The 22,496-nt window shown below is 72.9% G+C and carries 22 protein-coding genes; 15 read left to right on the top strand and 7 right to left on the bottom strand.

The window, feature by feature from the left end; genetic code table 11:
• The first annotated feature begins 18 nt into the window (after positions 1 to 18).
• The 6 genes from ABZ937_RS13225 (at position 19) to ABZ937_RS13200 (ending at position 5,774) form a co-directional block, all read left to right on the top strand.
• On the top strand, positions 19 to 1,041 hold the full coding sequence (locus ABZ937_RS13225; RefSeq protein ID WP_361690139.1) for a 3-oxoacyl-[acyl-carrier-protein] synthase III C-terminal domain-containing protein: 1,023 nt from the start codon (positions 19 to 21) through the stop codon (positions 1,039 to 1,041).
• Between the two features lie 68 nt (positions 1,042 to 1,109).
• Positions 1,110 to 1,364, top strand: a complete 255-nt coding sequence (locus tag ABZ937_RS13220; RefSeq protein WP_361690136.1) for an acyl carrier protein — start codon at positions 1,110 to 1,112, stop codon at positions 1,362 to 1,364.
• A 20-nt stretch (positions 1,365 to 1,384) separates the two neighbouring features.
• On the top strand, positions 1,385 to 3,235 hold the full coding sequence (gene asnB / locus ABZ937_RS13215) for an asparagine synthase (glutamine-hydrolyzing) (RefSeq protein ID WP_361690133.1): 1,851 nt from the start codon (positions 1,385 to 1,387) through the stop codon (positions 3,233 to 3,235).
• 172 nt (positions 3,236 to 3,407) lie between these two features.
• Entirely contained in the window at positions 3,408 to 4,187 is a 780-nt protein-coding gene (locus ABZ937_RS13210) for an alpha/beta fold hydrolase (protein WP_361690130.1), read from the top strand.
• A gap of 4 nt (positions 4,188 to 4,191) precedes the next feature.
• Positions 4,192 to 5,562: a crotonyl-CoA carboxylase/reductase gene (gene ccrA, locus ABZ937_RS13205; RefSeq protein ID WP_361690127.1), complete on the top strand. Its 1,371-nt coding sequence runs from the start codon at positions 4,192 to 4,194 to the stop codon at positions 5,560 to 5,562.
• Positions 5,559 to 5,774 carry an MbtH family protein gene (locus ABZ937_RS13200; protein WP_361690124.1) on the top strand — a complete coding sequence of 72 codons (216 nt, stop codon included), beginning with the start codon at positions 5,559 to 5,561 and terminating at the stop codon, positions 5,772 to 5,774. The genes ccrA and ABZ937_RS13200 overlap by 4 nt, the downstream gene beginning before the upstream one ends.
• 60 nt (positions 5,775 to 5,834) lie before the next feature.
• On the opposite strand, the gene ABZ937_RS13195 is transcribed toward ABZ937_RS13200, so the two are convergent.
• Both ABZ937_RS13195 and ABZ937_RS13190 read right to left on the bottom strand, forming a co-directional pair.
• Complete coding sequence (locus ABZ937_RS13195) at positions 5,835 to 6,335, bottom strand: peptidylprolyl isomerase (RefSeq protein ID WP_361690121.1); 501 nt, start codon at positions 6,333 to 6,335, stop codon at positions 5,835 to 5,837.
• Positions 6,336 to 6,508: 173 nt separating this feature from the next.
• Positions 6,509 to 7,588, bottom strand: a complete 1,080-nt coding sequence (locus ABZ937_RS13190) for an NAD(+)/NADH kinase (protein WP_361690118.1) — start codon at positions 7,586 to 7,588, stop codon at positions 6,509 to 6,511.
• Positions 7,589 to 7,861: 273 nt separating this feature from the next.
• On the opposite strand from ABZ937_RS13190, the gene ABZ937_RS13185 reads away from it, so the two are divergent.
• The gene (locus ABZ937_RS13185; protein WP_361690116.1) at positions 7,862 to 8,527 is read left to right on the top strand and encodes a DUF4232 domain-containing protein; all 666 of its coding nucleotides are present in this window, start codon (positions 7,862 to 7,864) and stop codon (positions 8,525 to 8,527) included.
• 24 nt (positions 8,528 to 8,551) lie between these two features.
• Here the strand turns inward: ABZ937_RS13185 and ABZ937_RS13180 are convergent, their stop codons facing one another.
• Positions 8,552 to 9,412 carry an alpha/beta hydrolase gene (locus ABZ937_RS13180; RefSeq protein WP_361690113.1) on the bottom strand — a complete coding sequence of 287 codons (861 nt, stop codon included), beginning with the start codon at positions 9,410 to 9,412 and terminating at the stop codon, positions 8,552 to 8,554.
• A 97-nt stretch (positions 9,413 to 9,509) separates the two neighbouring features.
• Here ABZ937_RS13180 and ABZ937_RS13175 point away from each other — a divergent pair, with 97 nt between their 5' ends.
• Both ABZ937_RS13175 and ABZ937_RS13170 read left to right on the top strand, forming a co-directional pair.
• Positions 9,510 to 9,929: a helix-turn-helix domain-containing protein gene (locus ABZ937_RS13175; RefSeq protein ID WP_361690110.1), complete on the top strand. Its 420-nt coding sequence runs from the start codon at positions 9,510 to 9,512 to the stop codon at positions 9,927 to 9,929.
• A gap of 139 nt (positions 9,930 to 10,068) precedes the next feature.
• A complete protein-coding gene (locus ABZ937_RS13170) occupies positions 10,069 to 11,757 on the top strand; it encodes a sigma-70 family RNA polymerase sigma factor (protein WP_361690107.1) in 1,689 nt (562 codons plus the stop codon).
• Positions 11,758 to 11,777: 20 nt separating this feature from the next.
• Here ABZ937_RS13170 and ABZ937_RS13165 read toward each other — a convergent pair whose 3' ends face one another.
• Positions 11,778 to 12,563 carry a helix-turn-helix transcriptional regulator gene (locus ABZ937_RS13165; protein ID WP_361690104.1) on the bottom strand — a complete coding sequence of 262 codons (786 nt, stop codon included), beginning with the start codon at positions 12,561 to 12,563 and terminating at the stop codon, positions 11,778 to 11,780.
• A gap of 54 nt (positions 12,564 to 12,617) precedes the next feature.
• Here ABZ937_RS13165 and ABZ937_RS13160 point away from each other — a divergent pair, with 54 nt between their 5' ends.
• A complete protein-coding gene (locus tag ABZ937_RS13160; RefSeq protein ID WP_361690100.1) occupies positions 12,618 to 13,817 on the top strand; it encodes an MFS transporter in 1,200 nt (399 codons plus the stop codon).
• On the opposite strand, the gene ABZ937_RS13155 is transcribed toward ABZ937_RS13160, so the two are convergent.
• On the bottom strand, positions 13,784 to 14,575 hold the full coding sequence (locus tag ABZ937_RS13155) for a CAP domain-containing protein (RefSeq protein ID WP_361690097.1): 792 nt from the start codon (positions 14,573 to 14,575) through the stop codon (positions 13,784 to 13,786). The two genes, ABZ937_RS13160 and ABZ937_RS13155, sit on opposite strands and share 34 nt — an antisense overlap.
• A 474-nt stretch (positions 14,576 to 15,049) precedes the next feature.
• On the opposite strand from ABZ937_RS13155, the gene ABZ937_RS13150 reads away from it, so the two are divergent.
• On the top strand, positions 15,050 to 17,176 hold the full coding sequence (locus tag ABZ937_RS13150) for an ATP-binding protein (protein ID WP_361690094.1): 2,127 nt from the start codon (positions 15,050 to 15,052) through the stop codon (positions 17,174 to 17,176).
• On the opposite strand, the gene ABZ937_RS13145 is transcribed toward ABZ937_RS13150, so the two are convergent.
• Together ABZ937_RS13145 and ABZ937_RS13140 are read right to left on the bottom strand one after the other, a co-directional pair.
• Entirely contained in the window at positions 17,147 to 18,913 is a 1,767-nt protein-coding gene (locus ABZ937_RS13145; protein ID WP_361690091.1) for a hypothetical protein, read from the bottom strand. The two genes, ABZ937_RS13150 and ABZ937_RS13145, sit on opposite strands and share 30 nt — an antisense overlap.
• Before the next feature lie 141 nt (positions 18,914 to 19,054).
• Complete coding sequence (locus ABZ937_RS13140; protein ID WP_361690088.1) at positions 19,055 to 19,249, bottom strand: DUF2795 domain-containing protein; 195 nt, start codon at positions 19,247 to 19,249, stop codon at positions 19,055 to 19,057.
• Positions 19,250 to 19,433: 184 nt separating this feature from the next.
• Here ABZ937_RS13140 and ABZ937_RS13135 point away from each other — a divergent pair, with 184 nt between their 5' ends.
• The 4 genes from ABZ937_RS13135 to ABZ937_RS13120 all read left to right on the top strand — a co-directional run bounded on the left by ABZ937_RS13135 (position 19,434) and on the right by ABZ937_RS13120 (position 22,489).
• On the top strand, positions 19,434 to 19,598 hold the full coding sequence (locus ABZ937_RS13135; protein ID WP_361690085.1) for a hypothetical protein: 165 nt from the start codon (positions 19,434 to 19,436) through the stop codon (positions 19,596 to 19,598).
• Positions 19,599 to 19,699: 101 nt separating this feature from the next.
• Positions 19,700 to 21,205, top strand: coding sequence for a cytosine permease (locus ABZ937_RS13130; protein WP_361690082.1), 1,506 nt, complete (start codon positions 19,700 to 19,702; stop codon positions 21,203 to 21,205).
• A 28-nt stretch (positions 21,206 to 21,233) separates the two neighbouring features.
• Positions 21,234 to 21,785, top strand: a complete 552-nt coding sequence (locus ABZ937_RS13125; protein ID WP_361690079.1) for an isochorismatase family protein — start codon at positions 21,234 to 21,236, stop codon at positions 21,783 to 21,785.
• Positions 21,782 to 22,489 (top strand): GntR family transcriptional regulator, encoded by a 708-nt coding sequence (locus tag ABZ937_RS13120; RefSeq protein ID WP_361690075.1) that lies wholly within the window; start codon positions 21,782 to 21,784, stop codon positions 22,487 to 22,489. The genes ABZ937_RS13125 and ABZ937_RS13120 overlap by 4 nt, the downstream gene beginning before the upstream one ends.
• Positions 22,490 to 22,496: the final 7 nt, after the last annotated feature.

The raw sequence follows: 22,496 nt of genomic DNA, 5'->3' as shown, positions 1-22,496 counted from the left end.
CAAGGAGAACCAGACCCGATGCCCGCCACGGACTTCGGCGTCCTCGCGCTCGCCCACGCCCTCGGCGACCCGCGCGACGTCGCCGCCACCGCAGCCGACCACGTCGACGACCCCGACCGCGTCCTGCTCTGGGGCTACCGCGGCTACCACCGCGCCCCGGAGGGCACCACCTCCACCGCGCTCGCCGCCCGCGCCGCGGAGAAGGCCCTCGCCAAGGCGGGCGTCGACCCCCGGGACCTCGACCTCGTCGTGGTCGCCGACAGCAGCGTCCCCGAGTACCTGCTGTGGGACACCTCCGCCGTCGTCGCCCGCGCGATCGGCGCCGGCACGGCACCGACCCTGCTGCTCACCCAGGGCTGCGCGTCCGGCGTCACCGCCTTCCAGCAGATCGCCGGCACCTTCGCGACCCGCCCCGACGCCGAGACGGTCCTGCTGGTCGCCGTCAACCAGGTCAGCGAGGCGCACACCAACCGCATGCGCTTCAACACCCTGCTCGGCAGCGACGGCGCCGCGGCGGCCGTCCTGCGCCGCGGCCACGACCGGCTCCGCTGGCTTGCCACCGAGCAGCTCACCGACCCCACGTACGCCGACTTCTACCGGGTCGAGTACGGTGGCGCCGCCGCCCCGCACGCCCCCGAGGGCACTGGCAACCTGGACATCGACCCGCTGTCCCTGGTGTACCGGCACTTCCGCCGGGAGCCCGAGCACCTGGCGAAGTTCGTCCGCACCCTCAACAGCCGCGTCCGCACCGTGTTCGAGGACGCCTGCGACGGGGCCGGAGTCGACCCCGGCCAGGTGAAGCGGTTCCTGTTCCTCAACGACAACCAGGACTCCCTCGCCGACGTCGCCAAGGCCGTCGGCGTGCCCCTGGACCGCACCAACGCCGAACTGGCCAAGGACCTCGGCCACTGCGGCGGCGCCGACCAGCTGATCTGCCTGGACACCCTGCTCGAACGCGGCGAGCTGGCCGAGGGCGACGTCGTCGCGCTCGCGGGTCTGTCCATCGGAATGCACTGGTACTGCACCCTGCTCACCGTCTGACCCGGGCACCCCCACCGAGCCATCACCGACAGCCCGCAACACCGAGAGAGACAGAGAGAAGAACGACCATGGCTGAGCTGACCATCCAGGACCTGATCGACATCTTCAACCGCAGCATCGGCGACCAGGACCCGGTCGAGCCCGAGGGCGACCCGTCGGACGTCACGTTCGCCGCCCTCGGCTTCGACTCGCTCACCACGCTGAACGCCGTACGCCGGATCGAGCGCAAGCACGGCGTCGAACTCGGCGAGAACGTGATCAGCGAGGCCCGTACGCCGCGCCAGCTGCTCGACCGCGTCAACGCCGCGCTCGCCGCGGCCTGAAGCACGAAAAGAGACACGACATGTGCGGAATCACCGGATGGGTGGCCCACGGCGACGACCTCGCGCGGCACCGGTCCGTCGTCCAGGCGATGACCGACACCATGATCTGCCGCGGCCCGGACGCCGAGGGCGTCTGGATCGAGGGACCCGTCGCGCTCGGCCACCGCCGGCTGTCCATCATCGACCCGGCCGGCGGCGCCCAGCCCATGGTCGCGACACGCGACGGCCGGACCCTGGCGGCCCTGACCTTCTGCGGAGAGGTCTACAACTTCCGGGAGCTGCGTGCCGAACTGGCCGCCCTCGGGCACACGTTCCGCACCGACAGCGACACCGAGGTCGTCCTCAACGCCTACCTCCAGTGGGGCGCCGACTTCGCCGCCCGGCTCAACGGCATGTTCGCCATCGGCCTGTGGGACGCGACCACCCGCGAACTGCTGCTGGTGCGCGACCCGATCGGGGTCAAGCCGCTCTACTACGCCCGGACTTCCGACGGCGTCGTGTTCGGCTCGGAGCCGAAGGCCGTCCTGGCCCACCGCGGCGTGCCGCGCCGCGTCGACGCCCAGGGCCTCGCCGAGATCCTGGACATGGTCCGCACCCCGGAGGTCACGCCGTTCACCGACCTGTCCGAGGTCCGCCCCGGACAGGTGGTGCGGGTGACCGAGGGCGGCCTGACCCGGACCCGGTACTGGCAGCTCACCGCCCGCGAGCACACCGACGACCTGGACACCACGATCGCCACCGTCCGGGAGCTGCTGGAGGACATCGTCTCCCGCCAGCTCATCGCGGACGTCCCGGTCGCCACCCTGCTCTCCGGCGGCCTCGACTCCTCGGCCATCACCGCCCTGGCCCAGCGCGCGCTGACCGCCGAGGGGCGCGGCCCGGTCCGCTCGTACTCGGTGGACTTCCAGGGCGCGGCCGACGGGTTCGAGCCGGACGCGGTCCGCGGCACGGCCGACGCGCCGTACGTGCGGGACTGCGCCGCCCATGTGGGCTCCGACCACAGCGAGGTCCTGCTCGACAGCACCGAGCTGGCCGACCCGGCGGTCCGGGCGGCGATCCTGGGCGCCACCGACCTCCCGCCGGCGTACTGGGGCGACCTGTGGCCGTCGCTCTACCTGCTGTGCCGCGAGATCCGCAAGCGGGCGACCGTGGTGCTGTCCGGCGAGTCCGCCGACGAGCTGTTCGGCGGCTACCGCTGGTACCAGCGCCCCGAGGCGGTCGACGCGCCGACCTTCCCCTGGCTCACCCCCGGCTCGGCGCGCATCTTCGGCGGCAGCTCGCTGATCGACCAGGGCCTGCTGGAGAAGCTGGACCTGGAGGGCTACCGCCGGGACCGCTACGCCGAGGCCCTCGCCGAAGTGCCCGTGCTGGCCGGGGAGTCCGCGGTCGACCGGCGCATGCGCGAGGTCACCTACCTCAACATCACCCGGTTCATGCAGGCCGTGCTGGACCGCAAGGACCGCATGAGCATGGCCGTCGGCCTGGAGGTCCGGGTGCCGTTCTGCGACCACCGCCTGATGGACTACGTGTTCAACGTGCCGTGGGCGATGAAGTCGTTCGACGGCCGGGAGAAGAGCCTGCTGCGCGCCGCCGTCCGCGATGTGCTGCCGGCCTCGGTCCTGGAGCGGACCAAGACCCCGTTCCCCTCCACCCAGGACACCCGGTACGAGCAGGCGCTGCGCGCCGAGCTGCGCGAGGTGCTGGCCGACCCGGACGCGCCGGTGCGGCCCTTGCTCAACACGGCCAGGGTCAACCGCGTCCTCGGCCGCGAGCTGGACGACTTCAGCCTGCCGCACGACCGGGGCGGCATCGAGATGGCGCTGTGGCTCAACCGCTGGCTCGTGTCGTACGACGTGTCCGTGACCGTCTGACGTCCGGCCGCAGGCCTGTCCGACCGTCCGGCAGCCGGCCTGTCCGACCACCGGAGCGCCGCCCGCACGGGCCGGGCGGCGCTCCGCCCCGCAACCCGCCCGCCCGGCGCCGTCCGGCGTCAACTACCGTCCGTACCAGCACGATTCGCACACGTTCCACCTAGGGGGACACATGGCCGACCGGTCCAGCGCAGAGCACCAGCTGTGGCTGCGCAGTTTCCACCAGCCGACACCGGGTGCGCCGCGGCTGCTCTGCCTGCCGCACGCCGGCGGCTCCGCGAGCTTCTACTTCCCCGTCTCCAAGGCGCTGTCGCCCGCGGTGGACGTGCGCGCGGTGCAGTACCCCGGCCGCCAGGACCGCCGCCAGGAAACCCCGGCGGACTCCATCCAGGACCTCGCGCGGGGCGTGTTCCACGCCCTGGACGAAACGGAGGACACGCCCCTCGCCCTGTTCGGGCACAGCATGGGCGCCGTGGTCGCCTTCGAGCTGGCCCGGCTCCTGGAGGAGGCCGGCCGGCCCCCCGCGGTCCTCTTCCTCTCCGGTCGCCGGGGCCCGTCCGTCCAGCGGAACGACAACGTCCACCAGGGCGACGACGCGCGGCTGATCGAGGAGGTCACCAAGCTCGACGGCACCGACGCCGCCCTGCTCCAGGACGAGGAGCTGCTCCGGATGATCCTGCCCGCGCTGCGGGCCGACTACCGCGCCGTGGAGACCTACCAGCGCACCCCCGGACCGCGACTGAGCAGCCCGTTCGTCGTGCTGACGGGCGACGTCGACCCCCGGGTGACCCCCGACGAGGCCCGCACCTGGTCCCAGGAGACCGACGGCCCGTTCGAACTCCACGTGTACCCCGGGGCCCACTTCTACCTGGTGGCGCAGCAGCAGGCCGTACTGGCCCGGATCGAGACCACACTGCGACGACTCGCTTCCGGCACCGGAGCGGCGGTCTGAGCCCGTGAACGAGATTCTCAGCGCCGTCCTGTCGGCGGAGGCCACCCCCGCGGACTTCGCGGCCCTGCCGCTGCCCGAGTCGTACCGCGCGATCACCGTGCACAAGGACGAGACGGACATGTTCGCGGGGATGCACACCCGCGACAAGGACCCGCGCAAGTCCCTGCACCTGGACGAGGTGCCGCTGCCCGAACTCGGCCCGGGCGAGGCCCTGGTGGCGGTGATGGCCTCCTCGGTCAACTACAACTCGGTGTGGTCCTCGATCTTCGAGCCGCTGCCGACGTTCGGCTTCCTGGAGCGCTACGGCCGGACGAGCCCGCTCGCGAAGCGGCACGACCTGCCGTACCACGTCATCGGCTCCGACCTGGCGGGCGTCGTCCTGCGGACCGGTCCGGGGGTGCAGGCGTGGAAGCCCGGTGACGAGGTCGTCGCGCACTGTCTGAGCGTGGAGCTGGAGTCGAGCGACGGCCACGACGACACCATGATGGATCCCGAGCAGCGGATCTGGGGCTTCGAGACCAACTTCGGCGGCCTCGCCGAGATCGCGCTCGTCAAGTCCAACCAGCTGATGCCCAAGCCCCGGCATCTGACCTGGGAGGAGGCCGCGGCCCCGGGCCTGGTCAACTCCACCGCGTACCGGCAGCTGGTGTCCCGCAACGGCGCCGGCATGAAGCAGGGCGACAACGTCCTGATCTGGGGCGCGAGCGGCGGACTCGGCTCGTACGCCACCCAGCTGGCGCTGGCCGGCGGCGCCTTCCCGGTCTGCGTGGTCTCCAGCGAGCAGAAGGCCGGGATCTGCCGGAAGATGGGCGCCGAGGCCATCATCGACCGCGACGCCGAGGGCTACCGGTTCTGGAAGGACGAGAGCACCCAGGACCCGAGGGAGTGGAAGCGCTTCGGCAAGCGCATCCGCGAGCTGACCGGCGGCGAGGACGTGGACATCGTCTTCGAGCACCCCGGCCGGGAGACCTTCGGCGCCTCGGTGTTCGTGGCCCGCAAGGGCGGCACGATCGTCACCTGCGCCTCCACCTCGGGCTACCACCACGAGTACGACAACCGCTACCTGTGGATGTCCCTGAAGAAGATCGTCGGCTCGCATTTCGCCAACTACCGCGAGGCCTGGGAGGCCAACCGGCTCATCGCGAAGGGCAGGATCCACCCGACGCTGTCGAAGGTCTACCCCCTGGCGGAGACCGGGCAGGCCGCCCACGACGTGCACGGCAATCTGCACCAGGGCAAGGTCGGCGTGCTGTGCCTCGCACCCCAGGAGGGACTGGGCGTGCGGGACGAGGAGATGCGCGCGAAGCACCTCGACGCCATCAACCGCTTCCGGCCGCCCGCGGCGGGGGCCCCTTCGAAAGGAACGACGTCATGAGCAACCCGTTCGACAACGAGGACGGCCGCTTCTTCGTGGTCGTCAACGACGCCGGGCAGCACGCCCTGTGGCCGGCCTTCGCCGAGATCCCGGCCGGCTGGACGGTCGTGCACGGCGAGGCCGACAAGGCGTCCTGCCTGGAGTACGTCACCGCGCACTGGACCGACATGAGGCCCCGTCAGCTGGCCGAGGCCATGGCGGCGGAGAGCTGACGCGACGGCCGGCGCGACGCGGGCGGCACCGGTGGACCGGTGCCGCCCCGGCGGTGTGTTTCAGGCGAGGACCTTGGCGGACTCGATGACCACGGTCTCCGTGGGGACGTCCTGGTGGCCCATCCGGCTGCCCGTCTTGACGCCCTTGATGGAGTCGACGACTTCCTGGCCCTCGGTGACCTTGCCGAACACGGCGTAGCCCCAGCCGGTCGGGGTCTTCGCCGAGTAGTTGAGGAAGGCGTTGTCCGAAACGTTGATGAAGAACTGGGCCGTCGCGGAGTGCGGGTCGCTCGTCCGCGCCATCGCCACGGTGTAGTTGTTGTTCTTCAGCCCGTTGTCGGCCTCATTCTGGATCGGCCCGTCGGTGGGCTTCTGGTCCATGTCCGGGGTGAAACCGCCGCCCTGGATCATAAAGCCGTTGATTACCCGGTGGAAGATCGTGCCGTCGTAGTGGCCCTTGCGCACGTACGACAGGAAGTTCTCGACGGTCTTGGGCGCCTCGGCGTCGTTCAGTTCCAGCACGATCCGGCCGAAGTTGGTCTTCAGCTCGACTGTCGACATCAAAATCTCCTCATTCCGGTGGGCCTCGCCCACGCTACGTTACGGGAATATACGATCACAGGAGACACGCACCGTGCTGTGGCGCCCCCGGGGTTCGAACGGCCATCCGGGTCATGGCAGGCTGGGGCGGACGGCTTCCCGGGCGCTGTTCGCCGGCCGGCCCGGCAGCGTCATCAGACCTCACGCCGGCCGGGGGCGTCGCCGGGCAGTGGGGGCAGCGCCAGATGGGCCAGGTCGCCCGGCGGCGGTGTGGTCACCGGCCACAGCGGCGCGGCGTCACCGTCGGCGAGCGCGGCCGGCGCGTCGGTGAGGTTCATGCGCTCCCGCAGCCGGCCGTAGAAGTCCATCGGGCCGAGCCGGACCGCCTTGAGCCGGCGCGGCGCGGCGTACACCCCGATCCAGTCCCCGGGGCTCAGCACCCCGCGCAGCTGGCCGTCGATGCTGACCGCGGCCTGGCCGGACCGCTCGAGCACCCGCAGCGCGACGGGCTCGTCCGGGGCGGCCACCACCGAGCGGTTGAACACCATGTGCGGCGCGACCGGCGTGAACACCAGGCCCTCCGCGCGGGGCGAGACCACCGGACCGCCCGCGGCGAAGCTGTACGCCGTGGACCCGGTGGGCGTGGCCACCAGCAGCGCGTCGGCCGAGTAGACGGCCAGCAGCCGGCCCGCCAGATAGACCCCGACCGACACCTGCCGGTCCCGAGCCAGCTTCTCCACGACCACGTCGTTCAGCGCGGTGACGTTCAGGGCGACACCCCAGTCACCGCCCGCCTCGCACTCCGACCGCACCCGCGGCGGGGGCAGCATCGGCCCGCGGCCGTACCGCAGCAGCGTCTCCATCTGCGCGGGCACCTCCAGCCGGCACGACGCCCGCATGGTGAGCAGCATCCGGCTCTCCACGTTGATCCGCTCCTCGCGTACGGCGTCCAGCGCCGCCCGTACGGCCGTGGCGGGCACCTCCGTGAGGAAGCCGACCCGGCCGAGGTCCACGCCGAGCACCAGCGCGTCGTTCTCGGCCGCCAGCCGGGCGCCGCGCAGGAAGGTGCCGTCGCCGCCCAGGGTGACGATGAGGTCCGGATCGCCCGCGCTGTCGACCTCCTCCCGGGCGCTGTGCCGCGCGCCCTCCTGCCACACGTCGATGTCCCGGCACCCCACCGCGTGCTCGGCGCACCACGCGCGCACGGTCCGCGCGGCGGCCACCGCCTCGGCGCGCCCGCCGTGCACGACCAGGCCGACACGGTTCACCGTCATACCCGCACACCCGCCTCCCGGTCGGCTCCGTACCGAGCGCCATCCTCGCCGTGGACGACGCCATCCTCGCCGCGGACCACGCCGGCCCGGCGCGCGCCACGCCGCCCGGTGGCCACCGCGCGGCCTTCCGTGCATATCCGGCCCTGAATTGTCACCGGCGTGTCACAACAGCCGGACCAGGGAACCCAGGGCCCCGGCGCCCGGTCTGGTCCGGTGAGCACCGGCGCCCCGCCGGTCGCCCTGACCACACACCACGGACCACCGGGGGATCTCATGCATCACCGACACACCAGCCGCGTCGCCGGGGCGGCCCTGGCCGCCGTCGCCGCCACCCTGTCGCTGACGGCCTTCCAGTCGGCGAGCGGCACGGCAGCGGGCGCGGCCCCGGCCCCTAAGGCCCCCGCCGCCACCGTGGCGGACGCGGCGACTGCCGGGTCGGCCGAGGCCGCCGCGCCCGTCCGCGTCTCCCTGGTCGCCCACACCACCTCCCGTTCCACGCCCGCCTGCGCGGCCAAGGCGCTGAAGGTGTCGGCGTACCAGTCCGCCGTCCGGCCGCGGGGCACGGGCACGGGGGCCGCGGTCGTCCAGTTCAAGAACGTCTCCTCGGCGGCGTGCGTGCTGAGCGGCCACCCGACGGTGGCCGGGGCGGGCAACGGCTCGCCGCAGCGGTCCGTTCCGCTGAAGGTGACCCCCAAGGGCACCGCGACCACCGTGCGCCTCGCACCGGGCGGCAAGGCGTGGCTGAAGCTGACCTTCGTACAGGTGCAGGGCGAGGGGGACGGTTACTGCGTCTCCGGCGCGACCCCGTCCGTGTTCCCGACCATGGTGATCGGCCTGCCGAAGGCGGGCAAGCACCAGGTCGCCATGGACGACGGCTGGCTCGCCGAGTGCGACAACAAGGTCACCGCGACGGCGGTGTCGAAGGTGAAGCCCGCCTGACCCTTCCGCGCCGGGGACGCGGGGTCAGCCCCGGTCCCCGGCGAGGAACGGCTCCAGCAGCTCCAACAGCGCCTCCGGGCGGTCCAGCGGGACGATGTGGCCGCAGTCCGGGATCACCCGGCCGGTCAACCGGTCCGCGTACGGGCGCAGTTGGCGTTCCAGCGAGCGGCCGACCGGGTGGGCGCCGATCGTGAGCGCGGGCACGGTGAGGCGGGCGCCGGCCACCGCCTCCCGGATCTGCCGGGCGGTGACCGGCAGGGCCCGGTACGGCCCGAACGCGGCGCGCAGCGCCTCGCTCCCGCCGTAGGCGCGGACGAACTCCGCCCGCACGTCGGGCCGTACGCCCCGGCCGAGGGTGCCGCGCTCCAGGAACCAGCCCACGTACGCGCCCTCCTGTCCCGCGAGTACGGTCTCCGCGAGGCCGGGTTCGGCGTGGAAGCCGAACCACCACGGCGGCCCGCCCGCCAGGAACTCCTCGGCGCCCGGTAGGTCGCCCAGCAGCGACTCCATCAGCACCAGCCGCCGTACCCGCCCGGGCCGCCGCACGGCCAGCAGGAACGCCGGCGGGGCGCCGAGGTCGATGCCGACCACGGCGGCGGGGCCGGCGTCGAGCTCCTCCAGCAGGGCCTCGGCGTCGGCGGCGAGCGTCCCGGCGTCGTACCCGCCGGCCGGCCGGTCGCTGTCGCCGAAGCCCCGCAGGTCCGGGGCGATCACCCGGTGACGGCGGGCCAGCGGGCCGATGACCTCGGTCCACAGCCGCCAGGTGTGCGGGAAGCCGTGCAGCAGCAGGACGGCCGGCCCGCGGCCGGCCGTGGCGACGTTGAGCCCGACGCCGTTGACGGTGACCCGGCGCAGCCGCACGCCCGGGACGGAGAGGACGGTCATGAACGCTCCCATGAGTAACCGATGGTGACAAGGGAACGCTAGGTAACTAATGTCGGCGTCACCAGACCGCACTTTCCCGTGAGTTGGTGAGCCTCAGGTGACCTCCCAGGCCAAGGACGCCCCCGCCGTGCGCGGTGACCTGTTCGACCCCGCGTGCCCGACGCGCCGGCTGCTGGACCGGATCGGCACCAAGTGGACGTCGATGGCGGTGAAGGTGCTCGCGGAGGCGGCCCCGGACGAGGTGCGCTTCGCCGAGCTGCTGCGCAGGATGCCCGGCGTCTCCCACAAGATGCTGTCCGTGACCCTGCGGAGCCTCGTCCGGGACGGACTGGTGGCCCGCCGGGTGGAGCCGTCCGTACCGCCCGGCGTGCACTACCGGCTCACCCCGCTCGGCCTGTCGCTCGACACCGTCCTGGCCGCCGTCCGGGACTGGGCCGAGGAACACATGGCCGAGGTGGACCGCGCCAACGAGCTGAGCCAGGGTCAGGAGGGCCGGCCGGGATCCGCCGGGGTGTGACCTTCTTCCTTGCGGTCCCCGCCCCACTGCTGTGAACCTCCCGTCGAACGATTTTCCGAAGAACTGTTATCGGCACCGCACCCGGCGGTCTCCCAGGTAACGGACAGCATCGTTCGGCGTCGAGGACAGGGAAGTTCTGATGAGCACACAGCACACGGTGGACACGGCGGCACTGGTGAACGCCGCCCGAGCGGGGGACCAGGCGGCCCAGGACGCCCTGGTCAGCGCCTTCCTCCCGCTGGTGTACAACATCGTGGGGCGGGCCCTGAACGGTTCGGTCGACGTCGACGACGTGGTCCAGGAGACCATGCTCCGGGCCCTCGGCTCGCTCGGCGACCTGCGGACCCCGGAGAGCTTCCGCTCCTGGCTCGTGGCCATCGCCATGAACCGGGTCCGGGCACACTGGCACGACCGGCAACTCGCCCCGCACGCCGTGGAGGAGACCGCCGACGTCGCCGATCCGGGCGCCGACTTCGTGGACCTCACCATCGTCCGGCTCCAGCTGTCCGGGCAGCGCCAGGAGACCGCGCGCGCCACCCGCTGGCTGGAGCCCGAGGACCGGGAGGTGCTGTCGCTGTGGTGGCTGGAGTGCGCCGGTGAGCTGACCCGGCCCGAGGTCGCCACGGCCCTCGGCGTGTCGCCGCAGCACACCGCGGTACGGGTGCAGCGGATGAAGGCGCGCCTGGAGGCGGCCCGCGTGGTGGTACGGGCGCTCGACACCCGGCCCGCCTGCGAGGAACTGCGCGGTGTCCTGGCCTCCTGGGACGGCCTGCCCTCCGCCCTGTGGCGCAAGCGCATAGCCCGGCACGCCCGCGAGTGCGCGCGCTGCGGCGGCCTGTGGAGCGGTCTGCTGCCCGCCGAGGGGCTGCTCGCCGGGCTGGGGCTGGTCGGGGTGTCGTCGGCGCTGCTCGCGACGACCCGGTCCGCCGCGTCCGGCATGACCGCGGCCGGCTCGGCCACCCCCGTCCCGGTGGACGCCGAAACCACGCACCTGGCGGCGGATGCGGGACCGGAGCCGGGCGCCGCGACGGGCGGCGGCTTCGGCACCCCGGTCGGGCTGCGCGCCTCTCGCCGCCGTACGACGGCCCGAGGGGAGGCGCGGCGGCAGCGGCGCAACCGGCGCCGGGCCGTCGGGGGTGCCGTGGTGGCGGCCTGTGTGGCGGGCGGCGGCCTCTGGTACTTCGGCGGCGGCTCCGGACCGGAGACCAAGGACGCCACCGCCGCGCACACCGCCGGCGCACCCGTCGCGGACCTCTCCGCGCCCAGCGCCGTCGCCACCTCGTCGTCGCCCTCGGCGTCCGCGTCGCCGTCCCCGTCGCACTCGAAGAAGCCGAGCCCCTCCAAGAGCCCCCGCCCCGCGAAGAAGAGCGTCACCCCCAAGGCCGAGCCCACCGTGCGCGTCACTCCGCGGGTCACCCGTACCCCGCAGGCACAGGCGGCGCCCACGGGCACGGTGGGGCAGGTGGTCGCGCTGGTGAACAAGGAGCGGGCCACCGCCGGATGCGGCCCGGTCACCGAGGACCCGCAGCTGGACAAGGCCGCGCAGGGCCTCTCCGACGACATGGCCGCCCGCGGCTTCTTCGACCACACGGACCCGGACGGCAACGGCCCCGGCGAGCGCATCACCGCGGCGGGCTACCGCTGGTCCACGTACGGCGAGAACATCGCCAGGGGCCAGCAGACCCCGCAGTCGGTGATGGACTCCTGGATGAACAGCCCCGGCCACCGCGCCAACATCCTCAACTGCTCGTTCAAGAACATCGGCGTGGGCGTCCACAACGGCTCCGGCGGCCCCTGGTGGACCCAGGACTTCGGCGCCAAGTCCTGAACACGGCCCGGGGCACGCCGTCACGGCTGCCCCGGCCCCTCCCCACGGGTGCCGTACGGCGGTGCCGCCGCCGGACCGCTGCCCGGCGTGTGCCCGAAGGCGCGCCGGAAGACGTCGATGAACGCGCTGGCCGAGGACCAGCCGCACCGGTGCGCCACCGTGGTCACCGGTGTCCGCTCGGCCAGCAGGACCAGCGCGTGGTGCAGCCGCACCTGGGTACGCCACTGCGGGAACGTCATCCCGAGGTCGCCGCGGAACAGCCGGGAGAGGGTACGGTCGCTCGCCCCGACCACCCGGCCCAGCTCCGCCAGGGTGCGTCCGTCGGCCGGGTCGGCGCGCAGGATGTCGCACAGAGCGCGCAGCACCGGCGAGGAGGGCGTCGGCAGGTGCAGCGGCCGCTCGGGCGAGGCGCGCAGCTGGTCCAGCAACACCGCGCGCAGCCGGGCCCGTTCGGGGCTGCCGTCCGCCGGGCCACGGGTGTGGGCGACGATCAGCTCGCGCAGCAGCGGGCTCACGGCGAGCACGGTCGGCGCGTCCAGGCCGAGCGGGTTCTCGGCCGCGGGCAGCCCCACCAGATGCAGTTCGAGCGTCCCGTGCGCCTGGTGGGCGTGCACGGTGCCGGCCGGCACCCAGAGGGCGCGGGTGGCCGGGGCGACCCAGGACCCCGCGTCGGTGGTGACGGCCAGCACGCCCCGGCCCGCGTAGACGATCTGGTGCTCGTCGTGCCGGTGGGCGTCGATCGACGCGCCGGCGGCCAGCCACTGGGTGCGGGTGGGGGCCACCGGCTCATGGCGGATCTGCGTCATCGACCGGCAGTTTATCGAAAGCGCGACAGACCGCCGGGGCCCGAGCATGGCCGGGTGCGAAGGAAAGCATCGATCACCCTGCTGTCCGTGGGGCACGCCTGCGTCGACGTCTACCAGGGAGCCGTGGCCTCCCTGATCCCGTACCTCGTCGCCGAGCGCGCCTACGGCTATGCCGCGGCCTCGGGCGTCGTCCTGGCCGCCTCCCTGCTCTCCTCGGTGGCGCAGCCGCTGTTCGGCGCGCTCACCGACCGCCGGGCGGTCCCCTGGCTGCTGCCGGCCAGTACGCTCCTGGCCGGCCTGGGCATCGCGCTGAGCGGAACCAGCGGCTCGTACGCGCTCACCCTGGCCGTCGTGGCGGTGTCCGGGATCGGCGTGGCCGCCTACCACCCCGAGTCCGCCCGGGTCGCCCGGCTGGCCGGCGGGGGCAGCCACAGCGCCATGGGCTGGTTCTCCCTGGGCGGCAACGTGGGTTTCGCCCTCGCCCCGCTCCTGGTCGCGGCCGTCGTGGGCACCCGCGGACTGCGCTGGACCCCGCTGCTGGCGCTGCCGGCGCTCGCCGGCGCGGCACTGAGCCTGGCCGTCCTGCGCGCACCGGCGCGGCGACGGCACCCGCTCGGTACGGCACCGGCCGCCGGCGCCGACGACCGGGCGTCCTTCCTGAGGCTGTCGCTGGCCGTGGTGTGCCGCTCGGTCGTGTTCACCGGCCTGAGCAGCTTCCTGTCCCTGTACGCGGCACAGCGCACGGGTGGCGGTACGGCCGCCGGTACGGCCGCCCTGTTCGTCCTCTATCTCGGCGGCGCGGTCGGCTCCGTGCTGGGCGGGGCGCTGGCGGGCCGCCTGGACCGGGTCACGGTCTGCCGCCGGTCGTACCTGCTCTCGGTCGCGGCGGTCGCCGGCGTCGTGTTCGTCCCCGGGCCCGCCCTCTACCTGTGCGTGGCCCTGACCTCCGCAGGCCTGTACGTCCCGTTCTCGCTCCAGGTCACGCTCGGCCAGGACTACCTGCCCTCACGTGTCGGCACCGCCGCCGGCATCACCCTCGGTCTGACCGTCAGCATCGGCGGACTGGCGAGCCCCCTCATCGGCCGGGTGGCCGACGCGACGTCCCTGCGGACGGCCCTGGCCCCGCTGGTCCTGATGCCGGCGCTGAGCTGGCTGCTGTTCCGTACCCTGCCCGAACCCGCGGACCCCGGCCGGCGGGCCGACCCGCCGGCCGGCGACGCTCAGCGGGCCGTGCCGAAGTCCTGGGTCCAGTAGCTGCCGGGCTGTGCGAGACCGACGCCGATCTCCTGGAACCCGCAGTTGAGGATGTTGGCCCGGTGGCCCGGGCTGGACATCCAGCCCGCCATGACCTGCTGGGCGGTGGAGTAGCCGTAGGCGACGTTCTCGCCGTAGCTGCTCCAGGTGTAGCCGGCGCGCGTGATGCGGTCGCCCGGGGACGAACCGTCGGAGCCGGTGTGCGACATGTTCTGGTGGGCCGCCATGTCCGCGCTGTGGGCCTGCGCGGCCTTGGTCAGCGTCGAGTTCAGGGTCAGCGGCCGGCAACCGGCCTTGGCCCGCTCGTCGTTCACGAGCCGCACGATCTCGGCGGTGACCCCGGACGCCGTCGCGGTGGGCTTCGGGGTGCTCGGCGCGGCGGGGGCCGCGGACGAGGGGGCGGAGGGGGTGGCCTTGGGAGCGCTGGGAGCGGCGGTCCTCTTGGGGTGGTGGACCGTGACCTTCTTCTCGGTCTTCTTCGCGCTCGGGTGCTCCGTGGCCGGGGGCGTGGTCGGCGCGATGGTCTGCGGGGCGCTCGTCTGCGGGGCGCTCACGTCGGGGGCGTTGCGGTGGTGATGCCTGTAAGGGAGCTGCCACTGCGCCACGGGAGCGGTCGTCGCGGCGGCCTGCGCCGGGTCCTCCGTGCCGTACGGCCAGTCGGAACAGGCCAGGGCGACGGAGGGCACGCCCACGGCGCCGATGGCCACGGCGGAGACGACTATTCGCCGGTAGTGCTTCGTCTTGCGGTGCTGGCCCATTCGTTCAACCTCACTCGGTGATCGTCGGGCGCTCATTCTCAGGACGGCTTCACATGGAGTGCAAAGGCCCCTGCTACTACCTCCCCTCGTAGGCCCGCACGGCCCTTGTCAGGCGGGCCGAGAGATGCCGACTTCGCGACAGCGACGTTTGCGAACAGCTGTCGGGGCGTCAGGACCGCGTTCTCCGCGACGAATGCGGAAAGCCGTCGAGCCGTCGGCGCGCCGCCACCCGAACCGCGACTCACGCCCACGGCAAGCCGGACAAATCCCATATGTCGTGGGAGCGGGATCTACTATGCGGCACGCTTAGTCGCCGACGCCACTGTGACGGATGTCACCTTGCGCCGGTTCACAGCTCGGGATCGTCGACAGCCGACAGCGGGCGCGGCGTGTTGTCCGAATCTTTCCGCAGGCCGGTGGCGCGGGGATACAGTCCGGCCAGTGGCGGATCGGGTACTCGGGGGAAGGGCCGACATGCTGGAGATCGTGGCGCTCAGTGCGCTGACCGCCTTCCTCACGTCGGTGGGCAACGGTGCGGCCGGCGAAATGGGCAAGCAGCTGCTGCTGTCGACGGGCGCACTGGCGAGAAGGGCGACGGGAAGAGACACCCCGTTGCCTGCCGGCCGCGAGGGCTGGGAGTCGCTGGCCGGTGACGTGCATGCCCGTCTGGCTGACGACCCACGGCAGGCGGCGGAGTGGTCACTGCTCCTGCGGAGCCTCCCGCAGCACGCGGCGGAACTCCCGGCCGGGAGCGGGTTGCCTCCCGCTACGCGGCACTTCACCGACCGCAAGGACATCGTCAGGCAACTGAGACGGGAGGCGACCCGCCCCGCCGGTGGCCGGCCACGCGTCGCGTTGCTGTACGGCCCGCCGGGGATCGGCACCACCGCGGTGGCCCTTCACCTGGGCGCGCTCTGTCACGCCCGGTTCCCCGACGGACAGTTCTACGTCGACCTCCGAGACGGTTCCGGAGACCAGGGACCGGCTCCGGCGGCCGTCCTGCTGCGTCTGCTCCGGCAGATGGGCGTCGGACCCGATCGGATCCCGCCCACCGAGGCCGGCCGGGAACAGCTCTATCGGCGGCTCACTGCCGGCCGCCGGGCGATGGTGGTGATCGACCACGTGTCCTCGGCCGCACAGGTCCGGGCACTCATTCCGTCCACCCCCGAGGTCTTCCTGCTGGTCATCGTGTCGGGCTCGCCCTTCGCGCTGGAGGCGGAGCCGGTTCCCGTGCCTCGCCTGAGCGACCGGGACGCGCTGGAGATGATGGGGAGGATCGCGGGCCGGGAGCGCATCGCGCGTGCCAGGCCGCGGATGCCGGAGGTCCTGGCCCACTGCGGCGGAAACGCCTTCGCCCTGAGGACAACGGCGATGCGCCTGTTGAACGAGGACACGGAGCTGGAGCTCCCCGCCCCGGTGACCGGGACGTCAGGGAGCGACCCGGTGCGCGCCGCGGCGCAGGCCGGCTGCCTCCGTGTCCGGCCGGAGGCCGCTCGGCTCTGCCGGTTGACGGCCCTGGGCGACTGGCCGTCCGTCACTGTCCACCTCGCCGCGGCCGCGGCAGGCGTCGCCGAGGCGGAGGCCGCCCACCTGCTGGCCGAAGCGGCGGACGCTCAACTGCTGGAGCCCCTGCCCGACGACCGCTATCGGTTCCGGCCCGAGGTACGCCGCTACCTGGCGGACACGGCAGGACCGGAACACGGCATCCCCGAGTGCTCCGCAGCGGTCGCCCGAACCCTCGAAGCCCTGCTGCACCGGGCACTTCACGCGGCCCACGCGGCCCTGCCCCAGAGCTGGCGCACCGAACCGGCGCCCGCGCACGGGGAGCCGTACCGCGGTGAAGCGGCAGGCGTGGAAGCGTTGGCGGCGGAGGCGGGCAATCTCGTCCGTGCTGTGTCCGTCGCCCGGGAGTACCGGCACATCACCACCGCGCTCCGCCTGGGGCGGGCCCTCTGGCCCCTCCAGCTCAAGGCGGGCCACTGGGACGAAGTGCTGCCGGCGCTCCGTGTCGCGGCCCGCTGCGCCGACGATCACCAGCCGGGTTCGCGCATCGCGGGCGCGCTGCACTTCCAGCTGGCCCACTGCCTGGGCGAACTGGGCCGGTGGGAGGAGGCCGACCGCGAGGCGGACGCCGCCGCCAGGGCCGAGCGCGACGCCGGACACCTCCGTGGCGAGGCGTCCTCCGTGGAGTTGCAGGGACTGTTGAACCTCTACCGCTGGCGTTACGAGACGGCACACGAGCGGTTCACCGCGGCAGAGGCCGTCTACGGCAGGATCGCGCCTGGCCAGGAGGGCGCGGAGGACCTGCCGCGCGCCTTCGCCCTGTCCCGCCGCCACCGAGGCCGGGCGCTGCGTGGCATGGGACGGCTCGACGAGTCGCGCAGCCTGCTGACGGCTGTGGCGGAGTTCTTCCGTGAGCAGGGGGAGGCGTACAACCAGGCCCGTGCCCTCACGGACCTGGCCGAGACGTTGCACGACTCGGGTGAGAACACCGAGGCGCTGGCGAAGATCGAGGAGGCTGAACGCCTCCTCCCGCCGGCCGCGACCCCGCACCTCGGATACCTGGCTGCCCTACGGCTGCGCTGCGAGGTCGCCGGCTAGGGCCGGCTCCACGGTCACCGGGTGCACGCCGCCCGCCACGTGCACCCGGAGAGTGATTCCGGCCGGTGGCACCGTGCCGCCGGTGGCGAACCACGCGGCCAGCGAGGACGCGTACGCCGCCGGGTCGGTGTCGGCGCCCGGTCCGGCCGACAGCCGGAACGCACCGTGGTCGCGGATCCGGACGGTGCATGTGTGCGGGCCCGTCACGTACGCGGCGACCGGGCAGCGCGGATACCGGCGCAGTACCTCGGCGGTCCATGCCTCCGGGCTGCCCAGTCGGGGATCGTCCGGCTGCCCTTCACGTGTGATCACATCGGCGGACTCCAGGCTGTCGGGGTCCAGGCTGTCCTCGTGGACGGCGAGGTGTGACCTCCCGTCGGTCCGGTGCGGGCGCCCCGTGGAGCGTTCGATGGTGACGTCCGTCCCCCGGACATGTGTCCACACGTGCAGGGGAGCCGTGCGCCGCGGTGGGTCGTACGCCGGCAGGGGCAGTGGTTCCAGGAGAGCGGGAGCCTCCGGCTCCGGGAGGTCCATCAACCGGTAGAAGTGCTGTCTCAGCAAAGCGGCCGAGGCCCCGGGGGCAGAGGTGGTGAACGCGGCCGGCTCGGCGAGTGGCCGGTGCCCGGTCAGCACCCGTTCGACCTGCTCCCGCAAGAGGCCGTGCGGATCGAGACGTGGTGCGTCCCGCACGAACGACACGAGCGGGGCGTCGGGATCCAGCCGGTCCTGCGCGGCGGCCGCCAGCATCACGGGGAGGCCCAGCGCCGCGGCGTAGTAGGAGACCGCGCCGAAGTCGCCCAGGACCACGTCCGCGGCGATGAGGGCCTGGCGCCAGTCATGCACGGGGTCGATCAGGGTGAGCCCGCTACGGCGCGCCCGGTCCAGCCAGGCCCGGATCTGACCCGGGCCGTGCCCGTACCAGATGTTCGGATGCAGGATCGCGGCCAGCCGGTACTCGTCGGCCGGCAGCTCGGCCGTGAGGCGCGGGAGCAGACTCGGCAGTACGTCCTTGCCGCCCCCGTTCCCGAAGAAACCCTCCGGGTTCCAGGTGGAGTTCAGTACCACGAGCCGCTGCCCGGTACGTACGCCCAGGGCTCGCCGGAACCGGTCACGGTGGGGGAGGGCCGTCAGCATGCGGTCGAAGCAGGGGTCCCCGGCGAACACCGCTGAACTCACGGCCTCCGGGCACGCGCGGCGCAACCGCTCGAACTGCTCCGGGTGGGACAGGACGAGACCGTCCACGAACGGTTCGCCGTCGACGAGGAGCCACTCCCGCGAAAGGCCGAACGTCGGCTCCCGGCTCCCGGCTCCCGGCTCCCGGCTCCCGGCTCCCGGCTCCCGGCTCCCGGCTCCCGGCTTCGGTAGCTTCTTAGTGTAGCCGACACCGTGTGACAGAACGCTCAACTTGCCTTGCAGGGCATGCAGTTGGCCTCCGAAGCTCGCGGAGACGGCCAGGTCGACCGGTGTCGAGCGGGCCTGCTCCCACGGCAGCACGGGGAACCCCAGCTCGGCGAACAGCTCCGGGAGCCCCGCCCGGAACGGGGAGGACTCGGTGGAGGTCACGAGCAGCTGTACACGGAAGTCGTCACGGAACAGGGGCAGCACGTCCAGGAGGCGTCCGGCGGAGGTGACGTTGTGCGCCACCAGCAGTACCTTGCGACTGGTCGACCGGCTGGTCCACAGATGGGCGTCCTCGCCGACGGGCACCCTCACCGCCAAGGGATCGGCTGACCCCACCTGTCACCTCCTGCCGGCCGCGCAACGTGCTCGTTGCCGCGGATCACCCTAGCCGTGTTGTCGCGGACGCCTGCCCTGCGGCCACGGCACGGCGGCCGGAGCCGAAGCCTCCGGCCGCCGCGGATCCGTGTCCGCTCGCCGTCACTCGTTCTGGAAGACGGCCTTGCTGACCTCGGCCGGGTTCTGGAACTCCTTCTTCCCGAGATGGGAGATCCGCTCGGTGATCTCCTTGGACGCGTGGTTCTTCTTGGCGGCCTTCTGCAGCTGGTCGGACGTGGCTGGGTAATCCACGCCGGACAGGGCTTTCTGCAGATCAGGTGGGTTGATACCCGCCATGGCTCCTCCAAGCGGTGAGAGGATCATCGCGCCGGCGCCGCATGCTGCGCCGGGACTGGTCAGGTACCCACCTCGCGGAAGCGGATTCAGAGATTCCGTCGGGTGATGGGCCCTGGGGCGTACGGGTACTCGGAATCCCTGGAATCAGGCGCGCGACGCGTGTGAGACGACCCGAGGGGATCCGATGAGCGAGAGCACCCCTTCCCAAGCCGAGGGCGAACGGGACCTGGACGCCCTCGACGCGGAACAGCCGCCCCGCACCACTCCGTCACAGGCGGAAGGAGAGGACCCCGCCGACGAGAACGAGGAAGAACCGAAGACCCCGATCGAGGAGGAACCCGACCGCTGAACAGGTGAGCCGGCCCGCCTCGGCAGGCCGCCTTGACGGTCCCTGGGTGCCGATCTAGCGTGATTGGACACGTCTGGACAGGTAGGGCAGGTGGCTCGGCGATGACGGACCGGCAGGACCCCCTCGACAGCGCGCCGGGCGTCCGCCCCCTCCAGGTGGAGACGCACGGGCTCGACGTGATCGGGGACGCGGAGCGCCGGGGCACCCCGCGCGACCTGTTCTGGCCCTGGTTCGGGGCGAACGTCTCCGTCCTCGGCCTCAGCTACGGCGCCTTCGCGTTCGGCTTCGGCATCTCCTTCTGGCAGGCCCTCACCGCCGGCGTGCTCGGCATCGTCGTCTCGTTCCTGCTGTGCGGCTTCATCGCCGTCGCCGGGAAGCGCGGCTCGGCACCCACCATGGTGCTCAGCCGGGCCGCGTACGGCGTACGCGGCAACCGCCTGCCGTCCGTCATCTCCTGGATGCTCACCGTCGGTTGGGAGACCGTCCTCACCGCGCTCGCCGCGATGGCCACCGCGACGGTCTTCAGCCGCCTCGGCTGGGGCGGCGGCACCCGGACCCAGGTGGTCGGCCTCATCGTGGTGGCCGCGCTGACCGTCGTCGGCGGAGTCATGGGCTTCGACCTGATCATGCGGCTGCAGACCTGGATCACCGTGATCACGGGCGTGCTCACGCTCGTCTACATCGCCCTCGTCGCCCACCACGTCCACTGGAGCACGGTCAGCGCCGTCCCGGCGGGTTCGGCGCAGGAGTTCATCGGCGCGCTGGTGTTCATGATGACCGGCTTCGGCCTCGGCTGGGTCAACGCCGCCGCCGACTACTCACGCTATCTGCCCCGCGTCTCCTCCGGCCGGGGGGTGATCGGCTGGACCGCCTTCGGCGCCTCCCTCGCCCCGCTCGTCCTGCTGGTCTTCGGCCTGCTGCTGGCCGGCTCCTCCGAGCCGCTGAGCAAGGCGATCGCGCAGGACCCGATCGGCGCGCTGACGACGATCCTGCCGACCTGGTTCCTGGTGCCGTTCGCCGTGGTCGCCGTCCTCGGCCTGGTCGGCGGCGCCGTCCTCGACATCTACTCCTCCGGCCTGGCCCTGCTCTCGGCCGGCGTGCGCGTGCCCCGCTACCTGGCCGCGCTCTTCGACGGGCTGCTGATGATCGCCGGCGCGGTCTACATCGTGTTCTTCGCCGACAACTTCCTCGGCCAGTTCATGGGCTTCCTCACCACACTCGGCGTGCCCATCGCCGCCTGGGCCGGCGTCATGCTCGCCGACCTGGCCCTGCGCCGCCGCGACTACGACGAGAGCGACCTGTACCGCCCGCACGGCCGCTACGGCGACGTCCCCCTGGTCCCGCTGGTCCTCACCCTCGCCGCCACGGCCGTCGGCTGGGGCCTGGTCACCAACACCGCCGCCAGCTGGCTGACCTGGCAGGGCTATCTGCTGCAGCCGTTCGGGCTCGGCGGCAGGACCGGCGCCTGGGCGTACGCCAACCTGGGCGTCCTGGTCGCCCTGGCACTCGCCTTCCTCGGCACACTGCTGCTGGGCCGCGGCCGGGTCCACGACCAGGAGTCCCAGGCCCCGAGCCCGGCGGCCGGCCAGGGGGTGCTGAACCCATGAGCGCCGTCCGGGAGGGGGTGCCGACCGCATGAGCGCCGGACATCTCGCCGTCATCGACATGCAGCGCGTCTTCGCCGACCCGGCGAGCCCCTGGGCCACCCCCCGGTACGCCGACGCGGCGGCGGGCGTACGCAGCCTGCTGCCCGCCTTCGCCGGCCGCGTCACCTTCACCCGCTTCCTGGCCCCCGAGCGGCCGGCCGGTGCCTGGCGCGCCTACTACGACCGGTGGCCCTTCGCCCGCCGGCCCCCGGACGCCGAACTCTGGGCGCTGACCGACGAGTTCGCCGACCTCGCGGACCACGTCCTGGACGCCACCACCTTCGGCAAGTGGACCCCCGAACTCGCCTCCCGGACCGGCCCGGACGGCCGCCTCGTCCTGGCCGGCGTCAGCACCGACTGCTGTGTGCTGTCCACCGCCCTGGCCGCCGCCGACGCCGGCGCCGAGGTGCTGGTCGTGGCGGACGCCTGCGCCGGCGTGGACGACGACTCCCACGTCAAGGCCCTGCAGATCATGGAGCTGTACCGGCCGCTGGTCCGGGTCACCACCATCGCCGACCTGCTCGCGGAGGCCGGGCCGTGACCGGCGTCCCGCTCAAGCACCAGCGGATCAGCCGGATCCTCGCCCGGGAGATCCGCGCGGGCAGCCGCCCGGCCGGCGAGCGGCTGCCCGGCGAGCACGCCCTCGCCCAGCGGTTCGGCGTCAGCCGTACGACGATCCGCGCGGCCCTCGCCGAACTGACCGAGCAGGGCCTGATCACCACCCGCACCGGCAAGGGCTCCTACGTCCTGTTCGACGGCCGCCCGCCGGACGACCGCCTGGGCTGGGCGCGGGCCCTGACCCCGCGGGGTGCGGACAGCACCGTGCGGACCCTCGCCGTACGCGAGACGCGTGACAGCGCGCTGGCCGCCGAACTCGGCCTGGAGAAGGACGTCTTCGTGTGCGTGGAACGGACGCGGGAACTGACCGCGGAGGGCACCGTGCTGTCGTACGAGCGCAGCTACCTGCCGCCCGTGCCCGGGATCCGCGAGCTGCCCGCCCGGGGCCTCGGCCAGGACTCGCTCACCGAGGTGCTGCGGCGGGCCGGGCTGCGGCCCGACCACGGCGAGCAGCGGGTGTCCGGGCGGCGGATCGACGTCCGGGAGGCAGAGCTGCTGCGACGCGCGCCGGGGGACTGGTTCCTGCACACCCACCGCACCAGCAGGGCGGCCGACGGCTCCTTCGTCGAGCACGTCGTCAGCCTGCTGGACCCCGACCACTTCGCCCTGGCCCTCGCCTTCGGTTGACCCCACG

Origin of the sequence: Streptomyces sp. NPDC046727, from assembly GCF_040645635.1 — a bacterium.
Lineage (GTDB): Bacteria > Actinomycetota > Actinomycetes > Streptomycetales > Streptomycetaceae > Streptomyces.
Note: the sequence above shows the minus strand (reverse complement) of the source record. Positions and strands in the feature narration are given on the sequence as shown.